Below are 8,992 nucleotides of genomic sequence, written 5' to 3'. Positions count from 1 at the left end.
CACCTTTGGGATGGTCCCTTGGGTGCCTCTGTAAGGAGTAAAGACGATGCGCACTGGCGTGATCGCGAAAAAGGTAGGGATGACCCGCCTCTTCCAAGAGGACGGACGGCATGTGCCGGTTACCGTTCTGGCATTGGAAGATTGCCAGGTTGTCTCGCACCGCACCGAAGATACGGATGGCTACTTTGCCGTTCAGCTTGGTGCAGGCGAAGCAAAACAGAAAAACGTGGCAAAGCCGCAGCGAGAGCATTTTGGGAAAGCCGGCGTCGGCCTCAAAAAGCGCGTGGCGGAATTCCGGGTTGAAGGCGAAGATGGCTTGATGCCGGTTGGCTCGCTCATCAGCGCTGACCACTTCATCGCTGGGCAAAAAGTCGACATCACCGGGCACACGCAGGGTAAAGGCTTTGCTGGCGCCATGAAGCGTTGGGGCTTTGGCGGTCTTCGCGCGACGCACGGCGTTTCGATCTCTCACCGCTCGCACGGGTCCACGGGTAACCGTCAGGATCCGGGGCGCGTGTTCAAAGGCAAGAAGATGGCCGGTCACATGGGTGATCGCCAGCGCACGCAGATGAACCTCGAAGTGGTTCGCACCGATGCGGATCGTGGTCTTCTTTTCATCAAGGGTTCTGTCCCTGGTGCAAAGAATGGCTGGCTGCTCGTTCGTGACGCGGTCAAATTGCCTGCGCCTGAAGGTGCTCCGTTCCCGGGTGCGATTGTCGAAACCGGCACGCCTGCCAATGACGAGCCTGCTCAGGAAACTCCGGTTGAAGAAACCGCAGTGGAAGCGGCTGCTGACACTCCTGCTCCGGAAGCTGATGCTCCGGCTGCAGAAGAGAAGAAGGAAGACTAAGCCATGAAGGTGAAGGTCCAGAAAATCGACGGGAAAGCGTCCGGCGATATCGAGCTCAGCGATGCTGTGTTTGGTGTTGAGCCGCGCGCTGATATCCTGCACCGGGTTGTCACATGGCAGCTCGAAAATCGCCGCGCGACGGCTCGCCCGACACGCGAGCGTTCCGACGTTGCCCGCACGGGTAAAAAGTTTGGCGCGCAAAAGGGTTCAGGCGGCGCTCGTCACGGTGCGCGTTCTGCTCCGATCTTTATCGGCGGCGGTAAAGCGCATGGCGCTCGCAAGCGTGATTTTGAGCAGTCGCTCAATAAGAAAATCCGCGCTTTGGGCCTGAAAATGGCTCTGTCGAGCAAAGCGAAAGACGGTCTTGTGGTTGTCGACAGCCTCGAGCTGAAAGACGCCAAGACCAAAGCGTTGAAAGGCCAGCTCGATAAAGGCGGTCTGAATGGCAAGGTGCTCGTGATCGACGGCGAAAGCGTTGACGATGGTTTCAGCCGCGCTGCTGGTAACCTCATCGGCATCAATGTGATGCCGGCTGCTGGCGCGAACGTCTACGACATCCTCAACCACGACACTTTGGTTTTGACCAAAGACGCGGTTGCCAAGCTGGAGGCGCGTTTCGCCCTTCCGGGAGGGGCTAAGTAATGGCTAAAAAGACCGAAGTGGCTGCGAAGCACTACGACGTGATCCTCGCGCCCCACATCACCGAAAAATCGACCATGGCGTCCGAAAGCAACGCAGTTGTTTTCAAAGTCGCCAATGATGCGACGAAACCGCAGATCAAAGAGGCGGTTGAGGCGATCTACGACAAGAAAGTCACCAAGGTGAACACGATTGTCACCAAGGGCAAAACGAAGCGCTGGCGGGGTAAGCCCTATAAGCGCTCGGACTTCAAAAAAGCGATTGTGACGCTCGCTGAGGGCGAAATGATCGACATCACTGAGGGTGTAGGCTGATGGCACTCAAGAATTATAAACCGACGAGCCCTGCGCGGCGCGGCCTGATCCTGGTCGACAAATCGGGCCTTCACAAAGGCGGCCCGGTTAAGTCGCTGACCGAGGGCAAGCGCAAAACGGGTGGCCGCAACAACAAAGGCCACGTGACATCGCGCGGCATTGCTGGCGGTCACAAGCAGAAATACCGCTTCATCGACTTCAAACGTCGCAAGTGGGATGTGCCAGCAACGGTTGAACGGATCGAATACGATCCCAACCGCACGGCTTTCATCGCTTTGCTCAAGTATGAAGATGGCGAGCTGGCCTACATCATCTGCCCGCAGCGTCTGGCTGTTGGCGACACGGTGGTTGCTGGTGAGAAAACCGATACGAAGCCTGGCAATGCCATGCTTTTGGGTCAGATGCCGGTTGGCACGATCTGCCACAATGTTGAGATGAAGCCGGGCAAGGGCGGTCAAATCGCTCGCAGCGCTGGCGCTTATGTTCAACTGGTTGGCCGTGATCGCGGGATGGTGATTGTGCGCCTGAACTCAGGCGAGCAGCGTTACCTGCGCTCTGATTGCATGGGCACGGTTGGCGCGGTGTCTAACCCTGACAACCAGAACCAGAACTTTGGTAAAGCTGGCCGCACTCGCTGGAAGGGCCGCCGCCCGCTGACGCGCGGTGTTGCCAAAAACCCTGTCGATCACCCGCATGGTGGTGGTGAAGGGCGGACTTCTGGTGGTCGTCATCCGGTTACGCCATGGGGCAAGCCCACGAAGGGCGCTCGCACTCGCAAGAACAAGCAGACGGACAAAATGATCATCCGTTCGCGCCACGCTAAGAAGAAGAGGTAAGGCACGATGGCACGTTCCGTCTGGAAAGGTCCGTTTGTCGAACTCAGCCTTCTCAAGAAGGCCGAAGAGGCACAGGACGCAAACAACACCAAGCCGATCAAGACCTGGTCGCGTCGTTCAACCATTCTCCCGCAATTCGTTGGGCTTACGTTCAACGTCTATAACGGCCACAAGTTTATTCCTGTGTCCGTGTCGGAAGAGATGGTTGGCCATAAGCTTGGCGAATTTTCGCCAACACGCACTTTCCCGGGTCACGCGGCTGACAAGAAGGGCAAGCGCTGATGGGCAAGGAAAAATCTCCACGCCGCGTTGCGGAAAATGAGGCTCTGGCCGTTGGCACGCAAATCCGCGGGTCAGCACAAAAGCTGAACCTTGTGGCGCAGCTCATTCGCGGCAAGAAAGCCGAAGAGGCGTTGAACATCCTCTCGTTTTCGAAAAAAGCCATGGCGCGCGATGCGAGCAAAGTTCTCGCCTCGGCCATCGCCAATGCTGAAAACAATCACGATCTGGATGTCGATGCTCTGGTTGTGGCCGAAGCTTCGGTTGGCAAATCGATCACGATGAAGCGCTTTCACACGCGCGGCCGTGGTAAATCGACCCGCATTCTGAAGCCATTCAGCAAACTGCGGATTGTCGTTCGCGAACACGACGAAGAGGACGCATAAGATGGGTCAGAAGAGTAATCCAATTGGTCTGCGTCTTCAGATCAACCGCACATGGGATAGCCGCTGGTACGCTGAAGGGCGTGACTATGCAGGGCTTCTCGAAGAAGATATCAAGATCCGCAATTACATCACGAAAAACCTGCCCCAGGCAGCAATTTCGAAAGTTGTGATTGAGCGTCCAGCCAAATTGTGCCGGGTGTCGATCTATGCGGCTCGTCCCGGTGTGATCATCGGCAAGAAGGGTGCAGACATTGAAAAGCTGCGCGCCAAATTGTCGACCATGACATCGAGCGAAGTGAAGCTGAACATCGTCGAAATTCGCAAACCCGAAGTGGATGCGAAGCTTGTTGCGCAAGGGATCGCTGATCAGCTGATCCGCCGCGTGGCTTTCCGCCGGGCGATGAAACGCGCGATGCAATCCGCGATGCGTCTGGGTGCTGAAGGCATCAAGATCGTGTGCGGCGGCCGTTTGGGCGGCGCTGAGATCGCCCGCGTTGAACAATACCGCGAAGGCCGTGTGCCGCTGCACACTCTGCGCGCAAATATCGACTACGCCGAAGCCGAAGCGCTGACCGCTTATGGCATCATCGGTATCAAGGTCTGGGTCTTCAAAGGTGAGATCCTGGGTCATGATCCGACGGCGCAAGATCGTTTGATGATGGAATCGCAAACTTCGGGCGTTCGCCCCGCTCGCTGAGGGGGCTCGCTAAGAGAGACAGAACATGCTGCAACCGAAGAAAACCAAATATCGCAAGGCTTTTAAGGGCCGAATCAAAGGCGACGCCAAAGGCGGTACGACTTTGAACTTTGGCTCGTATGGCCTGAAAGCCATGGAACCCGATCGTTTGACCGCGCGTCAGATCGAAGCTGCTCGCCGGGCAATCACGCGCGCTATGCGCCGTCAGGGTCGTTTGTGGATCCGCGTCTTTCCCGACGTGCCTGTGTCGAAAAAGCCTGCCGAAGTTCGTCAGGGTAAAGGCAAAGGCTCGGTCGAATACTGGGCAGCGCGCGTGAAGCCAGGCCGTATCCTGTTTGAACTCGACGGTGTCGATGGCCCGCTGGCTGCGCTCGCTTTTGAGCGTGCGGCGATGAAACTTCCCATCAAAACCAAAGTTGTGGCCCGTTTAGGTGACACCTCGCATCTTGGAGGAGGTAAATAATGGCTGATATCGCCGATCTTCGCACCAAGACAGACGATCAGCTCGCAATTGAGCTGACCGAGCTCAAGCGTGAGCAATATAATCTGCGGTTTCAGGCTGCGACCAACCAGTTGGAAGGTGTCGCCCGGATCAAACAGGTTCGCCGCAACATCGCTCAGATCAAAACGCTCCAGAACGAGCGCGCTGCCAGCGCAGCGGCAAAAGCAACTGGGGCGTAAGGAGTAGACAATGCCGAAACGTATTCTCATCGGGACTGTCACATCCGACAAAACCGACAAAACCGTAACCGTGAATGTCGAGCGGAAAGTGAAACACCCGCTTTACGGGAAAATCATCCGCCGCTCGAAAAAGTATCACGCGCATGACGAGAAGAACGAATACACCTTGGGTGATGTCGTTCGGATCGAAGAGACAAAGCCGATCTCCAAAACCAAGACATGGGCCGTTAAGGACCGTGTCGTGGCCGGCGGAGTGCAGGCAATCGAGGCCGATCTGGACGTTGCAGAAGCAACGCCGACCGGCGCTGAGTAAGACGTAATCAGGAACTGCTGGGCCCCGGACGGTATCGGGTGTCTCAGCAAGCCAAGAGAAGGAAGACGGATCCATGATCCAGATGCAATCCAATCTCGACGTCGCGGACAATAGCGGCGCAAAGCGCGTCCAGTGCATTAAAGTGCTGGGCGGGTCAAAGCGTCGGTTTGCCTCCGTGGGCGACGTGATCGTGGTCTCTGTGAAAGAGGCTCAACCGCGCGCTAAAGTCAAAAAAGGCGACGTTCACCGCGCGGTGATCGTGCGCACCAAGAAAGACGTTCGCCGCTCAGATGGCAGCGTTATTCGCTTTGACAGCAACGCTGCGGTTCTTGTGAACAAAAGCGAAGAGCCGATCGGCACACGTATCTTTGGCCCAGTGGTCCGCGAGCTGCGCGGCCGCGGCTTTATGAAGATTATTTCGCTTGCGCCGGAGGTGCTCTGACAATGGCTGCCAAGATTAAAAAAGGGGACAGCGTTGTTGTGCTGTCCGGCAAGGACAAGGGCCGCACCGGCACTGTCCAGCAGATCATGCCGAAGGATGGCAAGCTGATCGTTGAAGGCATCAATGTCGCAACGCGTCACCGCAAGCCGAGCCAGGCAAACCCGCAAAGCGGTATCGACCGTTTTCCGGCGCCCATGCACATGAGCAAAGTTGCGCTCGCTGATCCAAAGGATGGCAAGCCCACACGTGTGCGGATTGAAGAAAAAGACGGCAAAAAAGTGCGCGTCGCTGTGAAAAGCGGGGAAACGATCGATGGCTGATTACACACCCCGGATGAAGTCCAAATATGAGGACCAAATCGTCAAGGCGATGACCGAGAAATTCGGTTACACCAACCGGCTCCAAGTGCCCAAGCTTGAAAAAGTGACCCTTAACATGGGTGTGGGCGAAGCGAGCCAGGACAAGAAAAAGGTCGCGACGGCTGCTGCTGAAATGGCTTTGATTGCTGGCCAAAAGCCCGTGATCACAAAGGCGAAGAAATCCATTGCTCAGTTCAAGCTGCGCGAAGGCATGCCGATCGGTTGCAAGGTAACCCTGCGCCGCGATCGGATGTTTGAATTCATGGATCGTCTGATCACTGTTGCCATGCCCCGTATTCGCGATTTTCGCGGGCTCAACCCCAAATCGTTTGATGGGCGCGGCAATTATGCAATGGGTCTGAAGGAACAGATCGTGTTCCCTGAGATCAGCTATGACCAGATCGACAAGGTGCGCGGGATGGACATTATTGTGACCACCACCGCCCAAACCGACGAAGAAGCCCGCGAGCTTCTCCTGCAATTCGGCTTCCCGTTCCAGGGCATGCATGATGAGGAGAAGCAGGCAGCCTGATGGCGGCCTTGCGAGCAATGATGATGAAGACAACTCAAGAGAAGAGAGCTTAAGTCCATGGCGAAACTGAGTTCGATTAACAAAAACGAGCGCCGCAAGAAGCTCGTTAAGCAATATGCAGCGAAGTATGAGAAGCTGAAAGCGATTGCCAATGACAAATCGCTGGATGAGGCCGAGCGTTTGTTGGCGCGCCTCAAAATGGCTGAACTGCCGCGCAATGCAAACCCGACCCGCGTGCGCAATCGCTGCGCCACCACCGGCCGCCCGCGCGGCTATTACCGCAAGTTCGGCATCAACCGGATTGAATTGCGCGATCTCGGCAACAAAGGTCTGATCCCAGGCCTGACCAAGTCGAGCTGGTGAGGAATTAAGATATGGCTATGACCGATCCTCTGGGTGATATGCTCACCCGCATCCGCAACGGCCAGCAGGCGAAAAAGGACTCCGTCCTCTCCCCTGCGTCCAAGCTGCGTGCAAATGTGCTCGAAGTGCTCACTCGCGAAGGCTACATCCGTGGCTATTCCGAAGATGAGAGCGGCAAGCACCCTGCCTTGCGGATTGAGCTGAAATATTTCGAAGGCGAGCCTGCGATCAAGCATGTCGCTCGCGTTTCCAAGCCGGGCCGCCGCGTCTATTCGGGTTCGAAAGAACTGCCGACTGTGCGCAACGGCCTTGGCATCACCATCGTCTCGACCCCGCGCGGTGTTCTTTCGGACAACGAAGCGCGCGAAAACAAGGTCGGCGGCGAAGTGCTCGCGGAGGTATTCTGATGAGCCGCATTGGTAAGAAAGCTGTTGCGATCCCGGGCGGTGTTACCGCTTCGATCGACAATGGCACGCTGAGCGTGAAAGGGCCCAAGGGCACTTTGACCATGGGGCTGTCTGACCTTATCGATTACAAAGTCGAAGGTGATGAGATCCAGGTCAAGCCGGCCAATGACAGCAAGCAAGCGCGTTCCTTCTGGGGCATGCAGCGCACGCTGGTGTCAAATCTGGTTGAAGGGGTGACCGAGGGCTTTTCGAAGACGCTCGAAATCTCCGGCGTTGGTTACCGTGCCAAAGCGCAGGGCAAGACGCTCAAGCTTGAGCTTGGTTACAGCCACGATGTTGATCTGACTGTGCCCGAAGGTCTTGAGGTGAAGACACCCGATCAGACCACTGTTGAAATTTCCGGCATCGACAAACAGGCCGTTGGTCAGTTTGCCGCCGAGATCCGCGAATGGCGTAAGCCTGAGCCTTACAAGGGCAAGGGTATCAAATATCGCGGTGAGTATGTCTTCCGCAAGGAAGGGAAGAAGAAGTAAGATGGCAAAGCTTTCTCTTTTTGAACGTCGCCGCAGGCGTGTGCGCACAGCGCTTCGGGCGCGCGCGGGTGATAAACCGCGTTTGTCGGTCCACCGCACCGGCCGCCACATCTACGCTCAGGTCATCAACGATGCCGAGGGCAAGACCGTGGCTGCTGCGTCCACTTTGGGCGGTAAATCGTCCGGCGCGAATATGGATGCTGCAGTGCAAGTCGGCAAAGACATCGCTGCTGCTGCCAAGAAGGCTGGCGTTACGACTGTCGTGTTTGATCGCGGCGGGTTCCTGTTTCATGGCCGCGTGAAAGCGCTGGCCGATGCCGCCCGCGAAGGCGGGCTGGAGTTCTGATGATGGCTGACGAGAAAAACACCGAAGAAACAGCAGCACCCGCTGAAACTGCAACTCCTGAAGCAGCACCTGCTCCCGAAGCAGCGCCTGCGGCAGAAGCAGCGCCCGCAGCAGAAGCGGCTCCAGCTGAACAAGCTGGCGGCCAGCAACAGGGCCGCGGCGGGAACCGCGGTCGGGGTAGCAATCGTGATGGCGGCGGGCGCGGACGTGGTCGCGGAGGCCGTGATGGCAATCGCGGCCGGCGCGAGGAAGAAGATGATGGCATCATCGAAAAGCTGGTCCACATCAACCGCGTCTCCAAAACGGTCAAAGGCGGTAAGCGCTTTGGCTTTGCCGCTCTGGTCGTTGTTGGCGACGGGCAAGGCCGCGTTGGCTTTGGCAAGGGTAAGGCACGCGAAGTGCCTGAGGCTATCACCAAAGCAACCGCTGCAGCTCGCAAGAAGATGATCCGCGTTGCCCTGAAAGAGGGCCGCACATTGCATCACGATGCCAATGGCCGTTTTGGCGCTGGTAAAGTGACCGTGCGCACGGCGCCTCCGGGTACCGGTATCATCGCCGGTGGTCCGATGCGTGCTGTGTTTGAAAGCCTGGGCGTTGCAGACGTGGTGACCAAATCGGTCGGTTCGTCCAACCCGTATAACATGATCCGCGCCACATTCGACGCTTTGACCGCGCAGACTTCGCCGAAGTCGGTGGCTCAGCGCCGGGGCAAGAAAGTCGCTGACCTGTTGGGCCGCGGCGGCGCAGACAAGGCCGAGGCAGAAGCCGACGCCGCAGCGCTTGTGGAGTAAGACACGATGGCTACCGTAAAAATCAAACAGATCGGTTCGCCGATCCGTCGTCCCGAAAGCCAGCGCAAGATCCTCATCGGTCTTGGGCTTAACAAGATGCACAAGGTCGTGACACGTCAGGACACCCCAGAGGTGCGCGGCGCAATCGCGAAAATCCCGCATCTGGTTGAGGTCGTGGACTAAACCTTTCATCAGCTTTCATGAAGCTGGATAAATCGTTGGCA

The 8,992-nt window shown here is 57.1% G+C and carries 19 protein-coding genes; all 19 read left to right on the top strand.

From position 1 onward, the window contains the following. Window positions 1–46 precede the first annotated feature (46 nt). The 19 genes from rplC to rpmD all read left to right on the top strand — a co-directional run bounded on the left by rplC (window position 47) and on the right by rpmD (window position 8,951). Window positions 47–850, top strand: coding sequence for a 50S ribosomal protein L3 (gene rplC, locus AC0V6W_RS02540; protein WP_486146837.1), 804 nt, complete (start codon window positions 47–49; stop codon window positions 848–850). A gap of 3 nt (window positions 851–853) precedes the next feature. Then, window positions 854–1,492 carry a 50S ribosomal protein L4 gene (rplD, locus tag AC0V6W_RS02535; RefSeq protein WP_486146835.1) on the top strand — a complete coding sequence of 213 codons (639 nt, stop codon included), beginning with the start codon at window positions 854–856 and terminating at the stop codon, window positions 1,490–1,492. After that, window positions 1,492–1,803, top strand: coding sequence for a 50S ribosomal protein L23 (locus tag AC0V6W_RS02530; RefSeq protein ID WP_486146833.1), 312 nt, complete (start codon window positions 1,492–1,494; stop codon window positions 1,801–1,803). Before rplD ends, AC0V6W_RS02530 begins: the two co-directional genes overlap by 1 nt. Beyond that, window positions 1,803–2,639 (top strand): 50S ribosomal protein L2, encoded by an 837-nt coding sequence (gene rplB / locus AC0V6W_RS02525; protein WP_486146831.1) that lies wholly within the window; start codon window positions 1,803–1,805, stop codon window positions 2,637–2,639. The genes AC0V6W_RS02530 and rplB overlap by 1 nt, the downstream gene beginning before the upstream one ends. A gap of 6 nt (window positions 2,640–2,645) precedes the next feature. Further along, window positions 2,646–2,921 (top strand): 30S ribosomal protein S19, encoded by a 276-nt coding sequence (gene rpsS, locus AC0V6W_RS02520; RefSeq protein WP_486146829.1) that lies wholly within the window; start codon window positions 2,646–2,648, stop codon window positions 2,919–2,921. Then, window positions 2,921–3,304 carry a 50S ribosomal protein L22 gene (gene rplV / locus AC0V6W_RS02515; RefSeq protein ID WP_486146827.1) on the top strand — a complete coding sequence of 128 codons (384 nt, stop codon included), beginning with the start codon at window positions 2,921–2,923 and terminating at the stop codon, window positions 3,302–3,304. Before rpsS ends, rplV begins: the two co-directional genes overlap by 1 nt. Window position 3,305: 1 nt before the next feature. Beyond that, window positions 3,306–4,001 carry a 30S ribosomal protein S3 gene (gene rpsC, locus AC0V6W_RS02510; RefSeq protein WP_486146825.1) on the top strand — a complete coding sequence of 232 codons (696 nt, stop codon included), beginning with the start codon at window positions 3,306–3,308 and terminating at the stop codon, window positions 3,999–4,001. Between the two features lie 25 nt (window positions 4,002–4,026). Continuing rightward, window positions 4,027–4,464, top strand: a complete 438-nt coding sequence (rplP, locus tag AC0V6W_RS02505; RefSeq protein WP_486146823.1) for a 50S ribosomal protein L16 — start codon at window positions 4,027–4,029, stop codon at window positions 4,462–4,464. After that, window positions 4,464–4,682 carry a 50S ribosomal protein L29 gene (gene rpmC, locus AC0V6W_RS02500; protein ID WP_486146821.1) on the top strand — a complete coding sequence of 73 codons (219 nt, stop codon included), beginning with the start codon at window positions 4,464–4,466 and terminating at the stop codon, window positions 4,680–4,682. Before rplP ends, rpmC begins: the two co-directional genes overlap by 1 nt. Before the next feature lie 10 nt (window positions 4,683–4,692). After that, window positions 4,693–4,995 carry a 30S ribosomal protein S17 gene (rpsQ, locus tag AC0V6W_RS02495; RefSeq protein WP_486146819.1) on the top strand — a complete coding sequence of 101 codons (303 nt, stop codon included), beginning with the start codon at window positions 4,693–4,695 and terminating at the stop codon, window positions 4,993–4,995. A gap of 73 nt (window positions 4,996–5,068) precedes the next feature. Continuing rightward, the gene (gene rplN / locus AC0V6W_RS02490) at window positions 5,069–5,437 is read left to right on the top strand and encodes a 50S ribosomal protein L14 (RefSeq protein WP_142788596.1); all 369 of its coding nucleotides are present in this window, start codon (window positions 5,069–5,071) and stop codon (window positions 5,435–5,437) included. 2 nt (window positions 5,438–5,439) lie between these two features. After that, the gene (gene rplX, locus AC0V6W_RS02485; protein WP_486146816.1) at window positions 5,440–5,757 is read left to right on the top strand and encodes a 50S ribosomal protein L24; all 318 of its coding nucleotides are present in this window, start codon (window positions 5,440–5,442) and stop codon (window positions 5,755–5,757) included. Further along, window positions 5,750–6,328 (top strand): 50S ribosomal protein L5, encoded by a 579-nt coding sequence (gene rplE / locus AC0V6W_RS02480; protein ID WP_486146814.1) that lies wholly within the window; start codon window positions 5,750–5,752, stop codon window positions 6,326–6,328. Before rplX ends, rplE begins: the two co-directional genes overlap by 8 nt. Before the next feature lie 57 nt (window positions 6,329–6,385). Beyond that, window positions 6,386–6,691, top strand: a complete 306-nt coding sequence (rpsN, locus tag AC0V6W_RS02475; protein ID WP_486146812.1) for a 30S ribosomal protein S14 — start codon at window positions 6,386–6,388, stop codon at window positions 6,689–6,691. A gap of 11 nt (window positions 6,692–6,702) precedes the next feature. Continuing rightward, window positions 6,703–7,098: a 30S ribosomal protein S8 gene (rpsH, locus tag AC0V6W_RS02470; RefSeq protein ID WP_486146810.1), complete on the top strand. Its 396-nt coding sequence runs from the start codon at window positions 6,703–6,705 to the stop codon at window positions 7,096–7,098. Next, window positions 7,098–7,631: a 50S ribosomal protein L6 gene (gene rplF / locus AC0V6W_RS02465; RefSeq protein ID WP_486146808.1), complete on the top strand. Its 534-nt coding sequence runs from the start codon at window positions 7,098–7,100 to the stop codon at window positions 7,629–7,631. Before rpsH ends, rplF begins: the two co-directional genes overlap by 1 nt. Before the next feature lies 1 nt (window position 7,632). Further along, the gene (gene rplR, locus AC0V6W_RS02460) at window positions 7,633–7,977 is read left to right on the top strand and encodes a 50S ribosomal protein L18 (RefSeq protein ID WP_486146806.1); all 345 of its coding nucleotides are present in this window, start codon (window positions 7,633–7,635) and stop codon (window positions 7,975–7,977) included. Then, window positions 7,977–8,768 carry a 30S ribosomal protein S5 gene (gene rpsE, locus AC0V6W_RS02455; protein WP_486146804.1) on the top strand — a complete coding sequence of 264 codons (792 nt, stop codon included), beginning with the start codon at window positions 7,977–7,979 and terminating at the stop codon, window positions 8,766–8,768. Before rplR ends, rpsE begins: the two co-directional genes overlap by 1 nt. Window positions 8,769–8,774: 6 nt before the next feature. Then, window positions 8,775–8,951 carry a 50S ribosomal protein L30 gene (gene rpmD, locus AC0V6W_RS02450; RefSeq protein WP_486146802.1) on the top strand — a complete coding sequence of 59 codons (177 nt, stop codon included), beginning with the start codon at window positions 8,775–8,777 and terminating at the stop codon, window positions 8,949–8,951. Window positions 8,952–8,992: the final 41 nt, after the last annotated feature.

Source organism: Erythrobacter sp. JB1-7 (genome assembly GCF_057365015.1).
Note: the sequence above shows the minus strand (reverse complement) of the source record. Positions and strands in the feature narration are given on the sequence as shown.

Bases quoted from the DNA above. Each gene is read 5' to 3' on its own strand.
- rplF (WP_486146808.1), top strand. From the start codon at position 7,098: ATGAGCCGCATTGGTAAGAAAGCTGTTGCGATCCCGGGCGGTGTTACC.
- rplN (WP_142788596.1), top strand. From the start codon at position 5,069: ATGATCCAGATGCAATCCAATCTCGACGTCGCGGACAATAGCGGCGCA.
- rplR (WP_486146806.1), top strand. From the start codon at position 7,633: ATGGCAAAGCTTTCTCTTTTTGAACGTCGCCGCAGGCGTGTGCGCACA.
- rplD (WP_486146835.1), top strand. From the start codon at position 854: ATGAAGGTGAAGGTCCAGAAAATCGACGGGAAAGCGTCCGGCGATATC.
- rpsS (WP_486146829.1), top strand. From the start codon at position 2,646: ATGGCACGTTCCGTCTGGAAAGGTCCGTTTGTCGAACTCAGCCTTCTC.
- rplP (WP_486146823.1), top strand. From the start codon at position 4,027: ATGCTGCAACCGAAGAAAACCAAATATCGCAAGGCTTTTAAGGGCCGA.
- rpsE (WP_486146804.1), top strand. From the start codon at position 7,977: ATGATGGCTGACGAGAAAAACACCGAAGAAACAGCAGCACCCGCTGAA.
- rpsN (WP_486146812.1), top strand. From the start codon at position 6,386: ATGGCGAAACTGAGTTCGATTAACAAAAACGAGCGCCGCAAGAAGCTC.
- rplX (WP_486146816.1), top strand. From the start codon at position 5,440: ATGGCTGCCAAGATTAAAAAAGGGGACAGCGTTGTTGTGCTGTCCGGC.
- rplC (WP_486146837.1), top strand. From the start codon at position 47: ATGCGCACTGGCGTGATCGCGAAAAAGGTAGGGATGACCCGCCTCTTC.
- rpsH (WP_486146810.1), top strand. From the start codon at position 6,703: ATGGCTATGACCGATCCTCTGGGTGATATGCTCACCCGCATCCGCAAC.
- rplB (WP_486146831.1), top strand. From the start codon at position 1,803: ATGGCACTCAAGAATTATAAACCGACGAGCCCTGCGCGGCGCGGCCTG.
- rpsQ (WP_486146819.1), top strand. From the start codon at position 4,693: ATGCCGAAACGTATTCTCATCGGGACTGTCACATCCGACAAAACCGAC.
- rpsC (WP_486146825.1), top strand. From the start codon at position 3,306: ATGGGTCAGAAGAGTAATCCAATTGGTCTGCGTCTTCAGATCAACCGC.
- rplV (WP_486146827.1), top strand. From the start codon at position 2,921: ATGGGCAAGGAAAAATCTCCACGCCGCGTTGCGGAAAATGAGGCTCTG.
- AC0V6W_RS02530 (WP_486146833.1), top strand. From the start codon at position 1,492: ATGGCTAAAAAGACCGAAGTGGCTGCGAAGCACTACGACGTGATCCTC.
- rpmD (WP_486146802.1), top strand. From the start codon at position 8,775: ATGGCTACCGTAAAAATCAAACAGATCGGTTCGCCGATCCGTCGTCCC.
- rpmC (WP_486146821.1), top strand. From the start codon at position 4,464: ATGGCTGATATCGCCGATCTTCGCACCAAGACAGACGATCAGCTCGCA.
- rplE (WP_486146814.1), top strand. From the start codon at position 5,750: ATGGCTGATTACACACCCCGGATGAAGTCCAAATATGAGGACCAAATC.